This window comes from Arthrobacter ruber (assembly GCF_002954225.1).
Lineage (GTDB): Bacteria > Actinomycetota > Actinomycetes > Actinomycetales > Micrococcaceae > Arthrobacter_D > Arthrobacter_D ruber.
In genome coordinates, this window is sequence record NZ_PPTH01000010.1 from 72355 (window position 1) to 94976 (window position 22622).

Annotated in this window: 20 protein-coding genes; 12 read left to right on the top strand and 8 right to left on the bottom strand. The window is 63.5% G+C overall.

Features of this window, described 5'->3' with window-relative positions; genetic code table 11:
* Window positions 1-1067: 1067 nt before the first annotated feature.
* From CI785_RS01765 to CI785_RS01780, 5 genes are all read right to left on the bottom strand, one after another.
* The gene (locus CI785_RS01765; RefSeq protein WP_338064870.1) at window positions 1068-2714 is read right to left on the bottom strand and encodes a MarR family transcriptional regulator; all 1647 of its coding nucleotides are present in this window, start codon (window positions 2712-2714) and stop codon (window positions 1068-1070) included.
* A 383-nt stretch (window positions 2715-3097) separates the two neighbouring features.
* A complete protein-coding gene (locus CI785_RS16920; protein ID WP_157940118.1) occupies window positions 3098-3244 on the bottom strand; it encodes a hypothetical protein in 147 nt (48 codons plus the stop codon).
* A gap of 713 nt (window positions 3245-3957) precedes the next feature.
* Window positions 3958-4266: a hypothetical protein gene (locus CI785_RS01770; RefSeq protein WP_105030386.1), complete on the bottom strand. Its 309-nt coding sequence runs from the start codon at window positions 4264-4266 to the stop codon at window positions 3958-3960.
* A 10-nt stretch (window positions 4267-4276) separates the two neighbouring features.
* Complete coding sequence (locus CI785_RS01775) at window positions 4277-5044, bottom strand: hypothetical protein (protein ID WP_105030387.1); 768 nt, start codon at window positions 5042-5044, stop codon at window positions 4277-4279.
* On the bottom strand, window positions 5041-5769 hold the full coding sequence (locus CI785_RS01780; protein WP_157940119.1) for a hypothetical protein: 729 nt from the start codon (window positions 5767-5769) through the stop codon (window positions 5041-5043). Before CI785_RS01780 ends, CI785_RS01775 begins: the two co-directional genes overlap by 4 nt.
* Before the next feature lie 178 nt (window positions 5770-5947).
* Between CI785_RS01780 and CI785_RS01785 the strand changes: the two genes are divergently transcribed.
* The 12 genes from CI785_RS01785 to CI785_RS01850 are packed head-to-tail and all read left to right on the top strand — an operon-like array spanning window position 5948 to window position 19369.
* Window positions 5948-7066: a transglycosylase SLT domain-containing protein gene (locus CI785_RS01785; RefSeq protein WP_105030389.1), complete on the top strand. Its 1119-nt coding sequence runs from the start codon at window positions 5948-5950 to the stop codon at window positions 7064-7066.
* A complete protein-coding gene (locus CI785_RS01790; protein WP_105030390.1) occupies window positions 7063-7713 on the top strand; it encodes a hypothetical protein in 651 nt (216 codons plus the stop codon). The genes CI785_RS01785 and CI785_RS01790 overlap by 4 nt, the downstream gene beginning before the upstream one ends.
* Window positions 7710-9272, top strand: coding sequence for a hypothetical protein (locus CI785_RS01795; RefSeq protein ID WP_105030391.1), 1563 nt, complete (start codon window positions 7710-7712; stop codon window positions 9270-9272). The genes CI785_RS01790 and CI785_RS01795 overlap by 4 nt, the downstream gene beginning before the upstream one ends.
* Entirely contained in the window at window positions 9272-10702 is a 1431-nt protein-coding gene (locus tag CI785_RS16925; protein ID WP_157940120.1) for a MinD/ParA family ATP-binding protein, read from the top strand. Before CI785_RS01795 ends, CI785_RS16925 begins: the two co-directional genes overlap by 1 nt.
* Before the next feature lie 2 nt (window positions 10703-10704).
* Window positions 10705-11307, top strand: a complete 603-nt coding sequence (locus CI785_RS01810; RefSeq protein ID WP_157940121.1) for a DUF6668 family protein — start codon at window positions 10705-10707, stop codon at window positions 11305-11307.
* Between the two features lie 15 nt (window positions 11308-11322).
* Window positions 11323-11628 carry a hypothetical protein gene (locus tag CI785_RS01815; RefSeq protein WP_157940122.1) on the top strand — a complete coding sequence of 102 codons (306 nt, stop codon included), beginning with the start codon at window positions 11323-11325 and terminating at the stop codon, window positions 11626-11628.
* 40 nt (window positions 11629-11668) lie between these two features.
* Window positions 11669-12490, top strand: a complete 822-nt coding sequence (locus tag CI785_RS01820; RefSeq protein ID WP_105030396.1) for a DUF8175 domain-containg protein — start codon at window positions 11669-11671, stop codon at window positions 12488-12490.
* Window positions 12490-14205: a hypothetical protein gene (locus CI785_RS16930; protein WP_157940123.1), complete on the top strand. Its 1716-nt coding sequence runs from the start codon at window positions 12490-12492 to the stop codon at window positions 14203-14205. Before CI785_RS01820 ends, CI785_RS16930 begins: the two co-directional genes overlap by 1 nt.
* Window positions 14202-15734 (top strand): SCO6880 family protein, encoded by a 1533-nt coding sequence (locus tag CI785_RS01835; RefSeq protein WP_105030399.1) that lies wholly within the window; start codon window positions 14202-14204, stop codon window positions 15732-15734. Before CI785_RS16930 ends, CI785_RS01835 begins: the two co-directional genes overlap by 4 nt.
* Entirely contained in the window at window positions 15734-17275 is a 1542-nt protein-coding gene (locus CI785_RS01840) for an ATP/GTP-binding protein (RefSeq protein WP_105030400.1), read from the top strand. The genes CI785_RS01835 and CI785_RS01840 overlap by 1 nt, the downstream gene beginning before the upstream one ends.
* A gap of 10 nt (window positions 17276-17285) precedes the next feature.
* Entirely contained in the window at window positions 17286-18974 is a 1689-nt protein-coding gene (locus CI785_RS01845; RefSeq protein ID WP_105030401.1) for a type IV secretory system conjugative DNA transfer family protein, read from the top strand.
* Window positions 18971-19369 carry a DUF4913 domain-containing protein gene (locus CI785_RS01850; RefSeq protein ID WP_105030402.1) on the top strand — a complete coding sequence of 133 codons (399 nt, stop codon included), beginning with the start codon at window positions 18971-18973 and terminating at the stop codon, window positions 19367-19369. Before CI785_RS01845 ends, CI785_RS01850 begins: the two co-directional genes overlap by 4 nt.
* Window positions 19370-19499: 130 nt before the next feature.
* Here CI785_RS01850 and CI785_RS01855 read toward each other — a convergent pair whose 3' ends face one another.
* The 3 genes from CI785_RS01855 to CI785_RS01865 are packed head-to-tail and all read right to left on the bottom strand — an operon-like array spanning window position 19500 to window position 22597.
* Window positions 19500-20342, bottom strand: a complete 843-nt coding sequence (locus CI785_RS01855) for an IclR family transcriptional regulator (RefSeq protein ID WP_105030403.1) — start codon at window positions 20340-20342, stop codon at window positions 19500-19502.
* 49 nt (window positions 20343-20391) lie between these two features.
* Window positions 20392-21609 (bottom strand): mandelate racemase/muconate lactonizing enzyme family protein, encoded by a 1218-nt coding sequence (locus CI785_RS01860; RefSeq protein ID WP_105030404.1) that lies wholly within the window; start codon window positions 21607-21609, stop codon window positions 20392-20394.
* Entirely contained in the window at window positions 21596-22597 is a 1002-nt protein-coding gene (locus tag CI785_RS01865; protein WP_157940124.1) for an NAD(P)-dependent oxidoreductase, read from the bottom strand. Before CI785_RS01865 ends, CI785_RS01860 begins: the two co-directional genes overlap by 14 nt.
* Between the last annotated feature and the right edge of the window lie 25 nt (window positions 22598-22622).

Consider the following 22622-nt stretch of genomic DNA (forward strand, 5'->3'; position numbering starts at 1 on the left):
GTCAGACCCGCACCCCGAGCTTGGAAGAAATTGATCCATTTGGGATAATCTGTTTCGGCTTAGCTGCACGAAACAGGCGCTGACGACAGATATTACGGATGGATCCATTTCTTCCCGCTGCCCGGCAAAACCCGGCGGCCGTCTAGATAACCAATAGAACCATTTCTTCTCCTCGGCGAATCCTAGCTGGGTCCGCTAATCCAGAGCCTCAGTGGAAAGAAATGGATACATTTTTACCTTAGCTGTCGGTCGTGTCGACGGCCTTGCTCTTCAAGGCCCGAGTTCGATCACCATCACGTTCAAGACCAGGCCTCCTGGAAGAAATGGTTCCAAGGCCTTCCTCAGGTCACGATGTTCATCGCTGGCTGTCAGGTGTGCTGCCAGCCGGCTGAGCTGAATCAATGGAACCATTTCTTCTCCAAGTCGAAGATAGAAAGGGTTCCATTCCACTATGGTTTTGAGAAGAAAGGGCACCATTTGGTCCCCGGGCAGAAAAATACTTAATGGTTCCAATACCCCCCTGAAAGAGGCTGGTGGTCCGGGCGGTCTTGGTGCGATGTCGGTGGGTGAACGACGCCGCTCGAGCACAGTGGCGATCCTGCGGGATGCCGACGCCGGATCTAGCCCAACCAAGCGGAGCGGCTCAAGAAGAAACGGTGCCATGAGGACTACTGGCAGAACGGGCCCTAATGGCACCATTCCTGCCTGCCCCTACCATCGGGAGTCGATGGCGGGGGAGTGGGCTTGAGGTAGGCCAGGGGTGGGCTGACATCCGGAGACGTAGGGCGAGGTGTGGAAGGGCAGTGACGCGAGCGGGGGAGTGGGCGCTCGGTGACGGCCAATCCACTGGCCGAACGCGCCCGACCGGAAGTTAGTCTGGAAGAAATTGAACCAATCGTAATGTGGACTTATTGGACCCATTAGATGAACAAGTTCCAATTGTTCCAATTGTTCCAAGTCCAAGAAGGCCCGTACGGCCAGCGAGATCAGCTCCAGATTGAGGAGTGGACAGTGACGGAAGAAATGGGTCTATTGGTGAAATGGTTCCATTTCTGGATCTGGACCCCTTATCTGAAGGCATACGCCGCCAGCGTCCAGTCCTCCGTTACAGGCTCGAATAGATGCCAGGGGTAGTCGTCGCCTGGGGAGAGGAGTTGCTGCTGGAGATCCGCCGTATGCCCGGCAAGCCAGGCGCGCCAAACGGCCCTCTCGGCCCTGTATCGGGCGACCTGACGCTCAACGGCCTCCGGTACGCCGAAGTACTCGGCGAGGAGTGCCAGGCTCGTGCCAGTAACCACGGACCAGCTCTTGTTGGAGGAGCGGGAGACAAGGTTCCAAGCAGCAAGCACCTCGAGTGCCATTGAAACCGCGGTGCGCCCGATGCCGGTGGCGTGAAGGAGCTCCGTCGTAGATAGGGGAGTGGGAGAGTGCTCGAGGGCCTCGTACAGCAGCGCTGCGGGGATTCCCAGCTCCCTGAAGACGGGCCGGAGGGCATGGAGCTTCCCCTTACGCCAAGAGATGTCTGAGGCGTCCGCCTGCAAGGCCTCAGGCACCACGAGGGTGTAGAGATCCCCGTGGGTGCCGCGTCCTGACTCGATCAGGGTGACGAGCGGCTCTGACTCGGTCCTGAGCTCCTTCAGGTGTGCCGCAACCGTGGTGTGATCGATGCCGGATGCAATGGCGAGGGACCTGGTCCCGAACTCCACGTATCTGCTGCCTGTCATGTGTGCTGCAACTCCCAGCGCCCTCAGCAGCATCCTCTTCGCCATGCCGTCCCTCCTGTCCCTGTACCGGACCTCAGCCAGGGCCAGAGCGTTGCGCCAGGTTCGAATAAAGCGGTGCTCCGAATCTGAGCCGCGAGTCAATGACGCAGTAACCCCTGCCGGCTGTGTATTTGGCTGGCTTGTGGGGGAAATACGGCCATTGTTCTTCCCGGCTGGATATGCCGCCAGAAATGCCTTGGCCTTGCGCCAGTCGCGCTCGAGTGCCTTGAACCGGTGCCTGCTGGGGTAGCGTGCGAAGAACTGTGCCAGGCCGGGCCAGATGCCCTGTTTCATGCGCCGCTCGACGTCCAGCAGACTCAGTCCGGCGGCCGCTGCTGCAACGAGGACGGCTTGGCGTGCCGCTGAAGGGGAGTCGTACCGATTGGTGTCGAACAGGCCGTCGGTGGCGATAGACAGCGTGGTGCGGGACATGCCTCGAACCGGTGCTGTGGCCTCGTCGTCAAATGCCGTGTCGATCGACGGTTCGTACTCCTGCTCGAGCCGGAAAGCGCGGGCCGCGGCGATCTCCGGGGCCAGGTCTGCAACGAGCCGGTTCCAGACAGCCTTCGAGTTCGGCCGGCGCGCGATGTCGTAGGCCATGGTTAGGCTCATGTCGAGCATCTGGTGACCGCCGCGCTTGTGGACGCTGCCGGGTGTGCGCATGCAGCCGTGGTGAAGGTTTTGATGCGGAGACCTGTCCAGGCTCCGGTGGCGGCTGCCGAGTGCCTCGACGAGCTCGCGCGCTTCATGAAACGGAACACGTTCCTCCAACGGAACGTAGATGTGGCGGCCGCCGTTGGGGGAGTAGTCCGCTATCCAGCGGGCACCCATGTCGTGCAGCCAGGCCGTGACAAGGTAGACGTCGGCGTCGACCCTGTCTGTGCCGTCCACGGAGGAGTCGAAGTCGAGGAAGATGGCGCGGCAGGTGCCGTCCTTGCCGATGATGCGCACGGCAGCCGGCTTGGACGGCAGGGCGTCGGTCAGCTCGCGCTCAAAGCGCTGAGGGTAGCTCTTACCGGCGTCCGGGGAAATGCGAACGCGGGGCTGACCAGCCAGGAGGGGTGCGAGGGCTGCCCACACCACGGCAGGGTCGTCAGAAACTACCGCGACACGCGGCACGCCGGGGTGCATGATTTCTGGCAGCGCAGCAAGGCGCTGTTGTACGATGAACCTGTTCCTCTCAAAGGAATAGCGAAGGAACCCTTCACTGGGGTTTGTTCAAAGGGCAGGATCCGCAAGGACCCTGTAACGGCTCTTCACCCTCGCCGGCAAGCATCCGGGTGATGAGCAACATCTGTCATTGGAAGGCCCGCCTTGTGCGGGCCTTCTTATGCTTAAGAGGCCATGTTGATCGGCAGGACCTCCTGGTTGTCCCTCTTAGTGAGATCCACGTGCTGGAGGCGCATGGCAAGGGCAGACTCGATCATCTCCGTGATCGTGAGTCCTTCGAGCTCGGCGGCCTGATGTACTTGGTCGGCCATGCGGGCAGGGATCTTTCCACCGACGAATCGACGGTCGCCTTTGAACCGGCGACCGATCTTGCGTGGAGTAGATTCAGCCATTCCCAATCGGTCCTTTGCTCATGTGCGCTCCGATTGCCAGCCGGGGCTGACTCGGTAGCACGAGGATCAATCTGTCTCTAGCTGCTCCTAGGCTCCGAGCTCGTCGCGCGGTGGCCCAGTTGCGGCTAGTGAAAAACTACCAGCGCCGGGGAACGATTGGCGGGAAGCTGGCACATCGTTTTGTAAAACGATGTGCGCGTGAGCTGATCGGAGGGGGCTCCGAAGTATCGCGTGGGTTGGGCGCACGGGCCACGCCTGCCGACCTATGGGCGAAATGCGCCTAATGTCCCCATTGTTTCCGGGCCTTTTACGGCCCGGATGAGGCCGAAGATGACCCCAACCGGCCGCGAGCCACAACGGTTCCATTTGAACCGTTTCTTCCTCGCAATGCTCAAGATGCCCGCTATCGTTTTTCGTTAGACGTCCGCAAGGCATCCTTGAAGGCCGACGAACCGCCCTGAGAAAAAGTTTTTGTAAGGTGTCTCGGCGTGTCGCCCTGAGGGACGAGTGGTGAGTGGGCGTGTCGCGCGACACGTCCCCCTGCCTGCCGGTCGGCTGCATCTGGCTCCCTAACGATTGAAGGACTGTACCAATATGGCACATTCCTCCAAACCACAGCAATTAGAGCAGTCTCAGCTCTTCCATGCCCATTGGATCAGCTTCGCTTTCGCGTCCTCTGCGGGGACGTCAATCGACCTGGAGCGGAAGGCTTCTCCGAACATGGTCCTGACCGACCTCGTAGTACGAAAGTACTGGCCGTGCTTGTCAATACGGCGGGCGGACACGCCGAGGTAGCGGGCCGTCTGCCGGCGGTCCATGCCGGCCTCGATGCAAATCCTGACGGCGCGGAAGATGACGGCGTAGGCGGCCTCGTTCTCCGGGTTGGCCTTGGTCAGGATGCGCTCTACAGCGCGCTTGGCCTCTGGTGGCGTCTGACTCACGTTTCTCTCCTCATTCGATCGATAGATCGATGTCAAGCGTGTTGCGGGGTAGTTGGCGCCTCCGGGCGAAAGCGAAGGCCCACAGCCCGAGGACGACGCAAGCTGTCGAAATGTACGACACCAGCATGAACATGTAGAACGCCTCGGGACCTGCTGGAAGTTCCAAGGGGAAGTAGGCCAGGGCGCGGAGGGTGGACAGTGCAAGACCGGTGCATATCAGAGCGGAACCTAAGCGGCCTATTCGTAGCGGGTTGCGTCTGGCATCCCGGAATGTGGGGCGGATGAGCGGCGCCCCGACGTAGGCAACGTAGGCGAGCATGATCCACGTGTTGATATCGACGGGTAGCTGATCCGCGTAGTTCGCGAGCTGCGGCGATGGCTGGGGGGTATCCGCAGTAACCAACGTCGCGAACAGTCCGACAGTGGCGAGGCCGATTGCTATAGCTCCACGAGTGCCGACGTTCCACCGGAGGGCAACGGTCGAGTTGTATGCCCGGCTCAGGTGTTCACCGAGGAAGGCGACGGCCAACAACGCGCAGTATTTGGAGATAAGGTCCGTGCCATTGGAGAGCGGAAGCATCTCCTCCATCCAGATGTAGACCGGCGGCATCAGAAGGACGTACGACGTGGTGAGAAGGATCCCGAGGAGCGCAAGCCGGCCGCTGCGACGATAGAGGATAGCGGCGCCCTCTGGCTTGGCGGAGGTGAGGCGCTTGAACGTGAGGCTTCCCAGCAGAATCAGCATCAGGCTAACCGGGATCACGTACAGGCTTGTCATCCCAGGATCTCCGTCAGCCGTTCCGCGTATTCAAGTGCCTCCTTGCGCTGCCTCACACGACGCTGAAGCAGGTTCAAGCGTTGCTGAATGAGCTCGATGAGCTCTTCGTGCTTTATCACCCTTAGCGCTGACTCCCTGACATCTTCAGGCCAGTCACCCTCCTCCGTGGTGAGCAGTCCTACGACGACAAGGCCAGCCACCAGCGACGTGCCGCTTACCCGAGCAGCTGTGACTGCTTGAAGAGGAGTGAGCTTGTTGTCTGAAAGCTGCGTGAACAGGTACGTGATTGCCGTGCCTGTTTTCTCAGCCACATCGTGGCGGACATCCCCGGTGTCGATGGCATCAATCCAGGCCCGGTGCGAACCATCGTGCGGAAAATCGATTCTGACATGGTCGTCACGCGGGAAAAGCGTGGCATGGGTTCGGTGCTGGAGCTCGGCCATGAGGTCCGCGTGATGAACTTGGCTCAGCACTTCTGCCGCTGTCGGTGAGCGTGGCCGGCTATCGAGGTCTTCGTACTCCTTGAAGCCCGCCAACGCTGTGACAGGGTCAATTTCGTAGGCGCGAGCTACCCCAACGACGGTCGACTCCGGAACGTTGCCCCGCCTCATCTGATTGCCCACCGTGACGCGATGCAGTCCGGTCAGCCGGCCCAACTCGCTTGCCGATGTGGTGATGCCGCGTCCTTCTAGCCATTGCTTGAAGTCAGAACCAGAAACAGCCACGGCACCTCCTTCGATGAAATTTCTAGATGGGCATGACGCAGCCCGTAAGCTTGATGTCAAAATTTAAGCTATTCTGGTAACTCAGGAATTGACATCACGTCGCTTCCCCAACCTCTCCGATTTTACCGGGCCCTGCCCAAACGGTTGGTACCCATCGGGCCCCGAGAAGGAGGTAGCGGTGGATGAACAGCACAAGAGTGGACCGGCGCCACTGCTTGCCTTGGCGTTGCTTGTTCCAATCTTCGCTTGCATGCCTTTGATGGGTGTTGGGGCGGTAGCCGTTTTGACGCAGATCGAGGAGAACCCCGCTGCGTGCGTCGTCTCCGCGGTCGGTGAAACGGCTGGCGACGTTACCTCGACGCCAGCGATCCCGAACGGCTGGGGCGACCTGGTCGACGCTGCCGCGAAGACTGCCGGCCTGCCGGTGAGCGTGGTTGCGGCGCAGTTGAAGCAGGAATCGGGCTGGAACGAGGGTGCGCGGAGCCCTGCAGGGGCTCAGGGTGTGGTTCAGTTCATGCCCGGCACCTGGGCTTTGTACGGCGAGGGCGGGGACCCGTTCTCGGCCGAGGACGCCATCCCTGCCTACGGCCGCTACATGGCGGCCCTGAAAGAGCAGGTGCAGCCGCTGGCCGGCGATGACGCCGATCTGCTCGTGCGGCTGACCCTCGCCGCCTACAACGCCGGGCCCGGTGCCGTGCAGGCAGCCAAGGGCATCCCGGCGTTCACCGAGACCCAGCAGTACGTCGAGAAGATCCTCTCCTCCGGGCAGGGCGAGTTCTCTGCCGACTGCACGGCACCGGCGGGCACCATCGCCTGGGATGGCGACCTCGGCGACGGTGAGTGGACCAATCCGCTCCCGGGTGGGGTGTTCACCTCCGGCTACGGGCACCGCAACGTCCCGGGCCTGCCCGCATGGGCGCAGGACCACGTCGGGGTTGACCTCTCGACCCCGGGCGCCGGCAGCGGTAACGGCGGCCCGATCATCGCACCGACCGACCTGCGCATCACGGGCTTCAACGACAAGGACGGGTGCGTGATCGCCAAGGAGGACGGCGACGATCCCGATTTCGGGTTCGCGTTCTGCCACCTCAACGCCTACAGCGTGGCCGTGGGGGACAGGTTGAAGCGCGGCGACGTCGTCGGCACCGAGGGCAACAAGGCCGGCCTCGGGCTGGTCGCCACACACCTGCACGTCGAGGTTTACAAGCCGGAAGCACCGGAGGTCGTCTACCCGTACCAGGGCTGGAACCTCGACCCGGAGCCGATCCTGAAAGAGAAAGGAGCGTGGGTGCGATGACCTGTCGCTCACACACCAACCTGTACCGGGCCGCCGCTCTGGCGGTCTCCATGTTGGCACTGATCGCTCTGACCAGCTGCGCCTCCGACGCGCCGGCGTCGGAGGACGTGGCCCCGATTTCGGCTCCCACGGAGGTCTACGAAGGCTCCTACACCTCGGCCCCTGCCGAGGAAATTTTGGGCGGGAACACATTCGCATCCCCGGAGGATGCCGACCGATCCGACGCCGACTCGACCGCTCGGGTCGCGGCGCTCATGTTGCATTCATGGGACACGACGGTGGACCGCACGGAGACGGCGGCCGCGGTACGCGCGATTCCGCTGATGAGTGAGGAGTGGGCGGCAAACCAGGTCGAGCCTGAGCGCAACGCGAGCAACGGCGAGTGGTTGGAACCAGCCGAACACGGCGCCTACAGCGTGCCCCGGGCGGTTCCGGCGATCGGTGACGCCGCGCAGGACGTCACCCCGGACAAGGCGATTCGGGTCCTCGACGTGACGTGGCGCTGGGTAGCCCGTGACCAGACGGCACTGGACGGCGGCGGTCACCGGCAGGTGACCGTGTACCTCGAGAAGGCGGACGGCCAGTGGGACGTCGTCGGGCATCAGACCCGCGACATGACCGCCTCGATGACGGGGGAGGGCAAGTGACTCCGGCAGTGCATTCCTGGCCCGTCATCCGTCTCACCATCGGGGAGGGCGAAATCGTCGCGGACGCGAACGGCGACGTCCTCACCTACCCGGTGCTCGATGACACGTCCGCAGCCGACGTAGCGGCCGACGCAGCAGCGGAAGCGTGCCGCCGTTTGGGCCTGGCAGCATGCCGGGTGCAGGGACTCACGGAGGACGGCGAGGTCTACGAAATGGTCGTCAACGCCGAGCTGGGCACGCTCGAGGAACGTGAAGACACCACCTTCACCGGCACTGCCGGCGTCACAGGTGCTGGTGCTGCCCGTACTGGGTCGAAGTTTGCACGCCGTCGTACCCCTGCGCGCCGGAAGGCTGTGCTGTGGGGGAGCGCGGGCCTCCTGGCGGCCACGGTCGGTTTCAGCGCCTTCTACACGCTGCAGGACGACACGGCCGAGCCTGTGGCGACGGTTTTCACGCCGCCTCCCGCGCAGCTGCCGGTCCCTGCTCCTGCTGGGTGGGATACCTACGGTGACTGGACGACGCCGATGACCGGCTCGACCGTTCGGGCGATCCTGGACCCCTCGGGGCAGCCGGTGAGCGTGGATGGCTCGAAGCTGATCGGCCATGACCCTCGGACGGGTGTGGAGCGGTGGACGCGCGCCGCTCCGTTCACGATCGCTCAACTCGCCCTGTTCACCCTCGATGGGCAGTCGAGGGTCGCGGCCGCAGCAGCCCGCGACCTGGTGCTGTTCGGAGACGGGGCGGACCCGATCCGCGTCGACGTCCCCAAGGACGGAACGATCGTCCTGGACGGCGGGACAGCACCTCGGATCGACCTGCCGAACAAGCGGACACTGATCGTGGCAGCCGACGGCAGTACAGCGGCGCGGGTGGTCCCGGCGGCCGCGGAACCCATCGAAGCCCTCGGAGACGACCTGGTAGCAGCGGACACGCGCTCCGGACGGATCTGGCGCGTGACGCAGGACTCGGCAGCCCTGCCAGCCCCGGCGAAGCTGCCTGCGCCATCGGCAGGGGCGGAACTGGTCACGGTCCTCGGATCCGTGAACGGGACGGTCGTCGCGGCATGGAAGACCAACGACACCACCACCATCGGCTTCTACGCCCTCGGGGCTGCCGCCGATGCGACGGAAGCGACGCAGGTCGGCATCGTCGACGTCGAAGGAACCGACGTTGCCACCTCCGGCATCCAGGTGGACCGGGAAAACGGCCTGCTGATGGCAGGCACGGTCCTGGTCGACGTCGACGCGAAGCAGGCCCACCGCCTGCCCGGAGCCGGAAAGCTCGCCGCCGGTTACGCCTGGGTCACCACCAACACCGAGCAGCTGCGGATCAACGCGCAGGGCGTCACCGAAACCACGACCGACGCCGCCCGGGCAGCGATCCCCGACATCATCACCGACGACGGCAAGGCAATCACCCGGGCCGAAGGATCCTCCACCAGCCTGCTGTATGCGCTGACGCAGGTCGCACCCCGACCCACAGCAACACCCACCCCGACTTCTACCTCAACTTCTACTGCGAGCCCCACCTCGACTGTTTCCCCGAAGGAGAACCCCTGATGAGAATGACCGCTGTCATCGACCCGGCCGGCACCCTCGAACTTGACCTGGGAGGCGAGAAAACCACCGCCCCCTACCCATCAGTCATGGACGCCCGCCGCTCCGTCATGAGCACCGCGACCGACCTCGCGGCCGAGACGAGCACCGCCACCGAACTGCACATCGAGGACCCGTCCGGCTCCCGCACGATCCTCATCCAGACCGACGGCGCCGTCATCGAACAGGACACCGACAGTAACCCAACGGAAAGCGGGCCAGTACAGCCCGCCGAAGCAATCGAACCTGCAGCGTCCCCGGCCACGGCAAAAGAGCCGACCGCGCCGAAGGCCACGGTGGAAGCAGCAGCACCTGTTGCCGCTCCTGTTCCCACCCCTGTTGCCGCTCCCGTTGAGGCATCCGTGGCCACGGAAGAGACGACACCAGAAACCGTCGCTTCATCAGCTGTGGCGCCGGCAGTGGTCCCGGTAGTGGTCCCGGTAGAGACGGTGGAACCGCTGCCGACCCGCAGGACAGCGATGCCGTCGTTCGTCGACCGGCCGGACGCCGACTCGCCCGCACAAGCGGGTTTTCGCGGTGTGTTGAATCAGTTCGGGTTGAAGCTCGCGGCCTCGCCGGCGGAGCTGGAGCAGCGCAGGGACGAGAAGACCGTCTCTCAACACTGGGCCGGACCCCGCACAATCACGGTCCTCAACCCCAAGGGCGGGGCAGGCAAGACGCCAACGGTGGTTTGCCTGTCCGCTGTATTCGCCCGCCTCGGCGGTTCCGGTGTCCTGGCGTGGGACAACAACAACTCGCTCGGGTCGCTCGGCTGGCGGACCTTCGACGCCGGCCATGAGGCGACGGTGGTCGACCTCCTCGAGCAGACCGACTACTTCATGACCGCCGGCGCGCGGGCCGGGGATCTTGCGTCCTACGTCCACCACCAGCCCTCGGACCAGTACGACGTACTTCGCTCCGATGACCGGCCAGGCGCGAAGAAGCGGCACGAGGTCACCGGCAACGAGGTCCACCGCCTCTACTCGGTGGCCGCGAAGTATTACCGGCTGATCCTCATGGACTCGGGCAACACCGAACGCGGGGACAACTGGGAGGCGATGATCGGGCACTCCGACCAGGTCGTCATACCGGTCAAGTCCGTCAACGACGCCGCCGAAGGCGCGTCCCGGGTCCTGAGCGCCCTGCGGGCGGGCAACGAGCACGCGCAGTCACTGGCGGACCGCGCCGTAGTAATCGTCCTAGGCTGCACCCCGTCCCACGGGCCAGCGAAGCTGAACGAGCTCGCTGAGTCCTTCCGCCCGTTCGTGAAGTCGGTCGTCACGGTGCCCTACGATCCATCGCTGATCGAGGGCAGGATCCGGTTCTCCTCGATGTTCCCGCAGACCCGCCGCGCCTGGCTCCGAGCCGCCGCGCAGATCGCGGAGGGACTGTGACCGTGACCCCGCAGCGCAATCCGTTCGTCAACGAGCCGGAGGTAGAGCCGCAGGAAGACCCGATCGACGATGACCCGATCCTCGGGCAGCGCGAATCACTGAGGGGCCCACGGAACATTCAGCAGACCCTCGCCGCCGAGCCTGTCGAGGAAGCCGAACCAGCGGCCCCCGTAGCCGTGATCAGCGCGACCCTGTGGCTGGTCGGCGCCTCCGGTGGCGTCGGCACCAGCACCCTCGCGGGCCTGTGCTCGGAAAACGTCGTCGATGAATCCGAGCGGCGTCCGACCTACGCAGGGCGGGCCCTGCTGGTCTGCTCGACCAGTGCATCCTCGCTCGAGGCCGCACAGCAGCTGGCCCGTAAGTCCGCATCCGGGCAGCTGCCCTATGAACTGGTCGGCCTCGTGATCGTCCACGACCGGCCCAAAAACCGGCTGACGAAACCGACCCTGGACTTCGCGCGCGGAGTCGCACGGATGTTCCCGGTAGCCATGACCGCGCCGTATGAACCCTCGTGGCGCGAAGTTGACGTCACCCCACAAGCTTCCGGGACACGGCTGAAAAGCGTGCTCCGGAAAATCGAAAAGATCGCCCGCTCCGGGCACTGAGAAAGGCAAACTCCCATGTTCGGAAACACTTTGGCAGCACACACCCTGACCACCATCAACGCGCTCACTCCGGTCCGTGAAGGATCGCTCTCGGCGCAGACCTTCACCCCGACGCAGCCTCCCGGCACGGAGGGCCTGACGCAGGTCATCGGGTGGATCCTGTGGGGCGCGGGCCTGGTTCTGTTCGTGTTCTTCATCCTCGGGCTCGTCTCCGCGGGCAGGAACCGCCGGCAGGGCAACGAGATCGAGGCACCCATCTGGCCGATGGTCGCTGCCTGCCTGCTGGGCGCGTCGGGTGCAGTGTGGACTGCAATCACCTGAGCAACACCAGCTACCCACGTGATCGAGAGAAGGACAGACGATGAGCACACAGGACACCACTCAGGAACCGAAGGCCCGCTCGAAGTGGTTCGGCGCCACCGTGATGCTGCTGGCCCTGGTGCTGGTCGGCCTCCTCGCATGGGGCCTCCGGGCATTCCTTCTCCCCAGCAACGACGAACCGGCAGCAGACCCAACCACCGCTACAACGCAGACAGCACCATCGTCTGCCACGACGCCCGCGTCCGCGTCCGCGACGGCAGCACCCGTCGAGGACGCGGACGCCGCATGGGACTGCCAGGCGGACCTTAGCGACGACGCCGTATCTGTCGCTGACAGTGCTCCGGTGGTCGAGGAATGGGTAGCTGGCGGATACAACGTCATTCCCTTCTCGGAGTTCGGAGGCTGCGAAAAACGGCCCTCCGGACTTCGTGTCGGTTTCGCGCATACCGAAGCAGGCTCCCTCATGGCAGCAGCGACTTATGCAATGGCCTTGGACCCTTCGGTAAGTGAGGAAGCAGCTGGTGATGTAGAAGTTGCCATTGCTGAAGGCCGGGATCGCGACCGGCTCGCCGAAAAAGCGAAACGCATCCGTGACGGTCTGGAACAAGGCGCGGACGGCACGGCATCCGCGGCTTCGACCCTCATTGGATATGCGCAGGACTTTTACTCCGAGGACGCCGCTTCGTACCGCTTGATTTATGAGGTTCCTACGTCCGACGGTCTTGTCGGGCAGGTCTCCCTACAGGCTGACCTGATGTGGGAAGACGGCGATTGGAAGCTTGACCCGGCTTCCGGGACAACCTTTATGACGTCTGATCTGTACCAGGGCCAGCCCTATATCGAATGGGGGCCAAAGGTCTGATGCCAAACATTGGGGACGTCCTCGAAGGCGTGGCCGGTAGCGCCATCCAGAAGCTGATCCAGTTCCTCGCGACCTGGCTGGTGCAGGTCCTGACGGAGATGATCAACTTCGTTGGTACCTGGTGGTTGAAAATCGGCGCACCGGACATGGGTACAGGGTCCGCGACTGACCGCATCCAGCAATCGACGCTGATCTTCGTCGGGATGGCAGGTGTCATCGGGACAGCGTTCGCTCTCATCAAGCTCGCCCGTGACCAGGACCGCGCCTCGACCGAGAACCTGATCATGGGCATGGTGCGGACCATCCTCACCACAGCGCTGGCCGTTCCAATGGTGGGCCTCCTGTTTGGTGTAACCGACGTCCTCGCGCCGTGGCTGGTCACCACCATTTCCGGATCTGCGCAGGAGGACGGACTCGGGACTGCAATGGGTTTGGAAGCCCTCGCTGGGACAACTATGACCATGCAGCTCGCCGGCATCATCCTGTTCGTCGCACCCCTTGCTCTGCTAGGCGCGATCATCAATGCGGTCATCGTGATCTTCTCCTACGGTGCGGCGATCGCATTGTGCGGGGTTCTCCCGATCTTCGCGGCCGCGTCTCAAACCGAACGTGGCCGGAAGTCCTTCGACAAGGCCGTGGGCTGGCTCGCCGCCGTCGTCCTCTTCAAGCCTGCCGCAGCAATCCTGTACGGGGCGGGACTCGCGCTCCTGAAAGGCATCAACGGCAGCGCAGACAACGAACTCGGGAACACCGCGATCGGCCTGATCACCGGTCTCGTGATCATCTGCAGCGCCTGCGTTGCGATGCCAGCCCTGGCGAAGGTCCTCGTACCTGCCGTCAGCGCAGGCCCGCAGGGCATGGGAGCATCCGGCCTGGCAATGGTCGGCGGTGCCGTCGCCATCGGAGCACTCACCGGAGGGATTGGCGCTGCAGCCGGCACCGCAGCTGCAGGCGGTGGTGGCGGGGGCGCAGCCGCCGTCACTGGTGGAGGGGCTGCAGCAACGGCCGGGGAAGCGGCCGCTACAGGTGGAGGCGCCGCTGCAACTGGTGCGGCCACTGCCGCAGAAACATCTGCGACCGCAGGCACCAGCAGCAGTGCTGCCGCAGCCAGTGGAGGCGGAAGCGGAGCCACCGGTGCTGTAACGCCTGGTGGTGCAGGTAGCACCGGCAGCGGAAATGGTGGGGCCAGTCCGTCCGGGGCGGAGCAAAGGCCAGAACAGCCCACCGCGCCGGCATCGGACTCAGGTGGCGGGGCATTCGGAGGAAATGCTGGCGGCCCCGGTAGCGGGTCTGGTAGAGGTTCTGGTGGTCCGTCGGGTGCGGAGCCGCGCCCGGAACGATCCGGAGCAGAGACGACCCCGGTCAGTGATGCCGGTGCTGGTGGATCAAGTTCGCCTGGACCGACAGGCGCACAGCCTCAGGCGGAGCGCGCCGGCGCGCCTACGGAATCACCGACGGGAGCACTGTCCGGGGCCGGTGATGGCGGCTCGTCAGCTGGAGGACCGAGCGGGGCAGAGCGCGCAGCATCAGGCGACAAGCCCCCGACGGAAGCTCCTGGGGCAGCACCCGCGATGTCACCGACGGCTGAGGGGTTCCGGGCCGGTGCGCCGTCCGGGGCGGATAAGTCGGCTCAGAACCAGCAACGCATCGAGTACGCGGTGCAGAACGCAGTCAGGGACATGGAACGCGCAGTGGAAAGTGGGGATGACAGTTGAGCACCGAACAGACGATCGTCAGACAGTACGGCAACATCGCAGATGACCGGACGGCGGGTCTGATGGGGTTCTCGATGGCCTCGACCGTCTTACTGGGCGCCGGAGCAGTCGGGGTGTTCATCGCGATCATGGCCTCCCAAATCTGGGTGGCCGTCGGCATCGCCCTGGTCGCATTCATCGCGGCCACGATCCTTGGCTCGAAGGACCGTCATGGTCGGTCCAAGCCTGAGCGGTGGCTGGCGCGCAGCATGCATTCCAAGGCCAAGAAGGCCGGCAAGACCGTCTACAAGTCCGGCCCTGTCTCGCAGATCCCGGACGGATCATTCCGCGCACCGGGATTGCTGGCCGCGACGGAGCTGATCGACTTTCAGGACCTCTTCGGCAACGAGGGCGTCATGCTGTGGCACCCAAAACTGAAGACCGGCACCGTGTTCTTCTCCACCAACTCCTCCGGCCTGGGCCTGCTGGATCAGGACCGCGTCAACCGGCTCGTCGGGTCGTGGGCCGCGTTCCAGCGCGACGCCGGCTCCAACGCACGGGTCGAGCAGATTTCGGTGACGACGCAGTCGACCACCGATCCAGGCGAACGACTGCCGGACGCGATCGCGGTGGCCCGGCAGCAGGCCGGATCCCACGAGGTGCCCGCCTTTGCCCGTCAGGTGATGGATGACGTGGTGGACAACCTCAATTTCGACGTGCCCAAGCTCGAGCAGTGGGTGGCGCTGACGTTCAACGGCAAAGCCAACGATGGCGACCGTGCACCGGAACGCTCCGCTGAGGAGCTGGTGGCCGATGTGAAGTCGCTCCTGCAGGGCTTCAAGGAAGAACTCGAGGACGTCGGCGCTGGCAGCGTGTCTCTCATGCGGGCCGCTGACCTCACTGACCAGACCTACGTCGCGTTCAACCCGCGCGCCGCGGCCACTGTCGAACGCGCCCGCCTCTCCGGCGACGGAACCGGCCTGAGCTGGCACGAAGTCGGCCCCTCTGCTGCCCGGACGATCGGGTACCCGGGCCGGTACGACCACGCCGGGGTTACGAGCAAGTCGTGGCAGATGTTCCGGCCACCGGCCGGGACGTTCCGCGAAAACGCCCTGGTAGCCCTGCTGGGCCCCGATGCGAGCATGCTGCAGAAGCGCGTCACAGTGTTCTACCGCCCTCAGCCGCCGGAGAAGTCCGCGCAGCAGGTCGCGCAGGCGCTCACCAATGCGCAGTTCGCCACGAACCAGAAGGGTCGCCGTCCGACCAGCTCGCAGATCATCGCCCTCGAGAAGGCACGCAAGGCCGAGCGGGAGCAAGCAGAAGGGGCCGCGTTGGTGCGCTTCGCGATCGGTGTCACCGCGACGGTCGAGAGCCCGGAGCAGCTGCAGGCGGTGGAAGCGAAGATCATGCGCAATGTGGCTACCGGAATTCAGATCCGTATGCGGTCGTGTGACTACAACGACGACGCCGCGTTCTCCTTCAACCTCGGGCTCGGCCTCGTGCCAGAGCATCTGGCCACCATTTCCTCCGACGTCAGGAAGGCCCTCTAATGTCCGCGATCGACAGAATCGTCGACACGGTCATGGACCGGTTCCTGGGCCGCTCCGAGACGGCAGCCGCCGTCACCACTGCGTCGTTCCCGCAGCTCACGGAGAAGGGCATGCGCGTCCGTGAGGGTGGCATGGTGACGTGGGTCGAACCTCCGCCGGAGTTCACCGCCACGTCGAACCAGACCGCGGGCCTGTGGCCGTTCTGCGTCGGCACGTCCTCGCCGCTGGTCGGTGCGGTCCTGGGCCGGAACCTGCTGAACAGTTCGGTGGTGTGTGGGGATCCGATCAGCCTGTTCCTGCACGGCATCATCTCCTCACCCTCCGGGTTCATCCTCGGTTTGAACGGGCGTGGGAAGTCCTCGGTCGCCGTCCGCATGGCGTTGGCTCTGATCGATCAGGGGTTCCTGATCCTCGTGGCAGGGGACCTCAAACCGGACTTCGCTGGCGTGGTTCTGGAAACCAACGGGCAGGTCGTGCAGGTCGCCCCCGGCGTCGGGGCGATCAACCCGCTCGACGCCGGTCCGCTCTGGCGGGTACTCGAACGCCTTCCAGCTCCGATGCAGCGGCAGATGCGCGCCGAGATTCACGCCCGGCGTCTGATGACTCTCACCGGTCTCATCGAACTGGTGTTCAAGGAACCGCTGGATGCGAAGAAGCAGGAACAGACGGTGCTGTCCATGGCGATCGCGATGGCCGCTGAGAAGGCAGAAGCTGAGGACCGGCAGCCGCTGGTCGGCGACGTCGTCGCCGCCATCAAGTCCGCACCTCCCCAGATCCAGTCGGCGCTGCTCATCGAGGAGTCCAGGGAGTATCTGCCGCAGGTCAAGAATCTCCTGGCGGGCCTGAACGCCCTCGGCGAGCACGGGCCGTTCGGGGACGTGTTCTGCCAACAGACCACGAAGGAAATGAAGATCGACACTTCCGTGGACTTCGACATTTCCCTTATCGACGAGTCCCAGCTGACGCTGCGCGCCGCGGTGCAGACGGTGTGCTGGTCCTACGGGCAGGCCGGCATCTCGGCCGCGAAGACCCTCGCCGATGCCGGGTTGATGGAGGAACGCCATCACCTGATGATCATGGACGAGCTGTGGCAGTCCCTGCGCGCGAGCGAACTGCTGGTCCACCAGATCGACTCCATCACCCGCCTGAACAGGACCAAGGGCCTGGGGCAGTTGATGATCACGCACTCCATGAAGGACCTGCAGCTGTCCACGGATGAGCTGACGAAAATCGCGACTGGCTTCGTGGAACGCTCATCCGTGAAGATCCTCGGTGGGCTGGCGCAGAACGAGATGGACCTGCTGGAAACGGTGTTCCCCGTCTCGGAGCGGGAGAAGGCGATGCTGGTCGGCTGGTCTGCCGAAGGGTCGATGAACCCGAACACCAATCAGGTGTCACCGCCCCCCGGACGTGGCCGGTTCATGCTGAAAACCGGGTCCGAACCCGGTGTGCCGTTCCGTGTTAACCTCACCGCTGGCGAACTCAGGGCCCACAACACGAACCAGGCGTGGGCTGCTGCACAAGCGAAAGTAAGCCGATGAAGGGGGCCCGATGAAGAACGAGGAGAACGGCCCCGTCCTCGCGTTCTCGTTTCTGGCCCTGGCCGCGTTCGTCGCGGTCGCCCTGATCCACCTTGGGGAAACCTTCACGCCGGTTCCCAGCGACCTGTCATGGAACCCGATCACGTTGGCGATTGGTCTTGCCACGGGGGATCCGTGGCCGGCGGCCGCGAGCTGGTTGCTCGGCGCGGAAGCGGTCGTGGTCATTGCCGTTTTCGCGTGGTGGAGCACCCGCCCTGTGTCACGGACCGCGGAGGCGTCCCGTCGGATGAGCCCTGGCGGGAAGATGCGCCCGGCGATGCTCGATGCCCGCCTCACCGAAGCGGCCCGCCTCCACCCCGATGCGGAAGGTATCGGCCCGGGCCTGACGATCGGTTACGCCGGCGACGCCGGCACGAAGGCGGTCATCCAGGGGTGGCGTGAGTGCTCGACCCATGTGTGGGGGACCGGGCGGGGTAAGACGACGACGCAGGTCGTCCGTCATGCCACTGAAGCCCCCGGCGCGTACATCATGACCAGCAACAAGGTTGACGGCGTCGCCGAAGTCCTGGCCGCCCGCGCCGGGGAAGGGACGGTGTGGTTGTTCGACCCGCAGCGGATATGGCGGGACAGCCACCGTCCCGCGATGATCTTCAACCCGCTCACGAGTGTCACCGACACCGTAAGCGCCGGCGAGGTGGCGTCGATCTTCGAGACGTCGTCCGCACCGAATGCCGGACAGGGCAAGGGGGACGCGCAGTTCGATTCGCAGGGCCGGGATTTCCTCGCTTGGTGCCTCCTGGCTGCTGCAAAGAGTGATGGCACGATGAAGGAGGTCCTGCGATGGGTGTCCTCGGCCGACTTCATGGAACCCGCCGAGCTGCTGGAACGAGCCGGACACATAGGCCCGGCGTCGGCGTTGAAGGGGATGAGCGGCCAGCCGGAGGATACCCGCGGATCCGTGGCAGCCAGCGCCCAGCGCATGGCCTCGGCCCTCGTGCACGACGAGCTCGTGGCGTGGTCGACACCGACCCCGGGCGTCCCGGTATTCGATCCCGCGCGGTTCATGACCAGCAAGGACACTCTGATCCTGCTCTCGCAGGACGCCGCCGGCTCCGGAGCCGCCTTCGTTTCCACGCTGGTCTACGCGGTGTTCACCGCCGCGCAGCAGGCCGCCCGCCGAGCCGGTGGACGCCTCCAGGTTCCTTTGGTCGCGGATCTGGACGAGGTCGGAAACGTCGTCAAACTCAAGCAACTGCCTGAGTGGTATTCATTCTTCGGGTCCATGGGCATCGTCGTCAGTGCGTACTTCCAGACCCGCGGGCAGGGCATGGCCATGCTCGAGCGCACCGGCTGGGACACCCTCTGGTCCGCGGCCGCAATCAAGGTCTACGGCGGCGGATCCGACGACACACAATTCCTTGAATCCCTGTCGAAGACCATCGGCCAGTACGACGCAAAGGTCCGCAGTACCTCGACCTCGAGGAACGGGCCCTCCCGATCGGTGCAAACCCAGCGGCGCGACATCATGTCCGTCTCCCAGCTCTCCGAGCTTCCCGCTAACCGTGCGTGGGTGAAGACTTCAACTGGCGGAGGAATGATTGTGCGCACCATCCCCTGGTTCCGGGACGAGACGATCAACGCTCGTCTCGGTCCAACGGTTGAACGGATCAAGACGACGCAGACGGGACAGCACGCATGACTGAACCCCACACCGACGCCGCCTCGGCCTTCGAACCTAACGGTTACAACGACGGGGGAGAGGACTTCGCCTTTAGCCCTGAGGAACTGACGGACTGGGTGGAGGGTCTTGTGGCGATGCTCGAATCAGTGGACCGGTCGCAGAACCAGTACTGGTGCTCCCAGTGGTGGAATCACCCCGAAGCGGTCGACAGGCTCCGCGGGCTGTATGAGCAATGGTTGGAAGCACAAGCCAATGGAGGAATGTCGTCATGGTGGATTGATCACTTTGATCGTCATGCCGCGGTGTTGTTTGCGAGACGGGGCCCTTTCGGGGAATGCGGTAGTACACATGCCGTGAAGACCACTCGTCGCACGTTGGCCACTGAACAACCTCCCGTCGGTTGGGAGTGGTGATGCCCTCTTCCTTCAGGTTTTAAAGCCGGGTTGGCCGGTGAAGCTGAACGCGCGCTTGACACCCTGTTTCTTCAGCCGCTTATAGGGTCGGGCGTCCCTGTGCAGGGGTGCCGGTGAAACACAGTCCTCCCTAACTGCTGAGTGTGAGTCTCCGCAGCGTGTTTTGGTTCAGGTGAGGATCAAGTGTCAGCAACTTATTCGCCAGGCGTTCTGCCTCCTCATGTAGCCATGCCACAATCTGCGATCGACGGGGTTCGTCCATCCTTGATTCGATGGAGGCAACGCTCAGGGAGGCAATGGGCTTGTCCTGCGCGTCGAAGACAGGAACACCCAAACCTGCTGAACCGGGTACGAGAAGGCCTGGGAAGTAGGCGTGTCCGTTCTGCCTGGTCTGATCGACGAGCTGCCGCACGATAGTCACCTCCAGCCCGGAGCTATTGGTTGCGGTAATGTCCTCACGGAAAATCCGTTCGGCTTCGTTGTCGTCCAACCAGGAGAGCAGAGCCAGACTTCCAGCGCAGGTACCGAGGCGGAGACGATCGCCAACGCGTGGATTGAGTGTCCGTATAGGAAAGGAGCCCGTGGCTTGATCTATGCAGAAAGCTTTGTCTCCGAGCAGAACGGACAAGTACACCGTGTCTCCCGTGAGTTCGGCAAGACGGGAGAGGTGCGGCTCTGCGATGTCTAGGAGACCGTGCCTGTCAGAAGCTGAGGTTCCGTAGCCGACCAGCGGAAGGCCCAGAAAGAACGTGCCGGCGTCGTCTTGATCGACCCATCCGACCTTTGTGAGTGTGCCAAGCAGCCTGTGCGCGGTGGTCTTCGACAGGTTTGTTTGCGCAGCGATGTCGACCAGACGCAATCCCCCGCTACCGGCGCGTGAGATTGCATCAACGACAGCCGCGGCTCGCTCGACACTACGTATGCCTTCCCCTGTCGCGTTGAAAGGCTGGTCTCGTCCTTCGGGTTCGGTCATCACACAAGCCTAACGGTGGGCTCTTCTGATGCGTTGTTCAGGTCCACGGTTAGCGCTGGATACCGAGGTAGGCTTCGCGCTTCACTGCGGGGTGAGCGCGCAGTGCCTCTTCTATGGGTTCGGTTCCCCAGCCTGGACGATCAGTGACCTGCAAACGATCACCCGTGAAGACCGGGGAATGCGTGAAGAGGTCATCGTCGTAGTTCAGCCGGTCAACGTCGTGTTCCATGATGCGCAGGTTCGGGACAGCTGCAGCGAAGTTCGCTGACATCATCGTTGCGAGGTGACTGTAGAAGTTATGGGGCGCGACGTTGACATCGAAGGCCTCTGCGGTGTTGGCGATTTTCATCGCTTGCCAGGCACCGTTCCAGATAACGTCGACTATCCCCACGTCAATCGACTGGTTGATGAGGTACGGGAGGAACTCGCGCACACCGAAGAGGGTTTCGCAGGAGGCTATGGGCACGTTCCCTTGACTGCGTAGCATTGCAAGTGCTTCTGGGTTGTAGAGGTCGAGCTCAACCCAGAAGAGGTCGATGTCGTTGAGCGCGCGAAGGAGGCGCAGGAATCCTTCGGTCCGGGCGTTGAAGTTAAGGTCGAGAAGTATCTCGACGTCCTCTCCAACTCCTTCACGAAGGGATTCGACGTGGGCTACTACGTCTCGGGTGAGCTTCAGGTCGATGTTGAGACCGGGTTCGTAGGGGTTGCCGAACCCTGAGCCCCAGGATTTGGGTCCGTTGGTGCCGTAGGAGAACATGTTGGTTTTTACGGCTTTGAATCCGCGGTCACGAGCCTCGCGACCAATGTCCTTTACACCGGCGAGATCGGATATCCGTGACCCGTAGAGGTCTGGGTGGCTGATCCGCCAGCTGGCGCAGTGGGACCAGTACACGGGGATATTATCGCGGTGCTTGCCTCCGAGCAGTTGATGCACTGGTATGCCGAGAAGCTTCGCTTTAGCGTCGAGCATTGCGTTCTCGATGGCGCCGAATGCTTCCGCGGGTAGCCCCAAGGGAGCTGGCCGCGCGGTAGCGGCCACCTGCATGTATGTGCGTTCGTGGTCGAAGATGTCGGCACCGATGAACAACGGTGCGTAGAGCTCGATGATGGTCGAGAGGCCTCGCGGCCCGAAGTCCTCGTCAAATTCGGACCATCCGACCGTGCCCTCGTCTGTTGTCAGCTTGAGGAAGTGATAGTTGCGCCACCCTGCGTCACACGACAGGGTCTCAATCGTGCGGATGCGTACTATCACGTCATTGTGGTTCACGGTTCCTCCATCTGAGTGGGTTGGATTTCGGGGTGTTGACCGGGCTGGTGACTTGTTTGCCGTCCAGCAGGAGTGAGACGTCGGTGAAGGCTCGCAGTCTCACCTCGTTGAGGGACTCGGCGGTGAGATAGGCGACGTGCGGGGTGAGGGTGACCTCAGGAATTGCATGTAGCGGGCTGTCCTCGGGCAATGGTTCTTTGGAAAATACGTCCAGGCCGGCGCCGGAGAGTTGGCCTTCACTGATTGCTTCAGCGAGGGCTCGTTCGTCGATGATTCCGCCGCGTGCGACGTTCACAAGGTAGCTTCCCCTCTTGAAGCGACTGAGCGTGTCCTTGCTGATGAGGTTTGTTGTCTCGGCGGTCAGGGGTAGATGCAGTGATACGACGTCCGAGGTCGAGATGAGTTCATCGAAGCCCAGAGGCCGCACGACGGGGTTGGTGAGAACCGAGAAGTCTGTTCGCGGGCTACAGGCAAGGATGGAGAACCCGAGTGGGGCGGCCAGCTTCGCTAGATGCTGGCCTGAGCGGCCGTATCCGATGATTCCCAGACGAAGGTGGGAGGGACGTCGGAGAGCGGTGCCTGCACTGGAACCGTTCCAGTGTCCGCCCCTCACTTGCGCATCGAAGGTTCTGATCTTCCTTATTCCACCCAGTATCAGTGCCAATGCGTGGGTGGCGACGTCCATGTAATTGCCGTCGCGCACGTTGGTGACCTGTATGCCAAGTTCGGTCGCGGCATCGATGTCAATCGAGTCCACGCCGACTCCGGGCCGAGCGATGATCTTGAGCCGTGGCAGTAATTCCAGGACGGTGCGCGTGATGGGCTCGTTCATGACGACGAGCCCATCAGCATCAGCGCATCGAGCTATGATTTCGTCTGGTTCCGCACAGGGCCGGCTCTCAAGTGTGACGCGTGAGCCTTCCAGCACCGCCAAAGTTTGCGGGTCAGTGATTGCAGGTCCCCTGTCAATTTGGTAGAGCCGGTACACAGCTGCCAGTCTCCTGCCCTGTTGC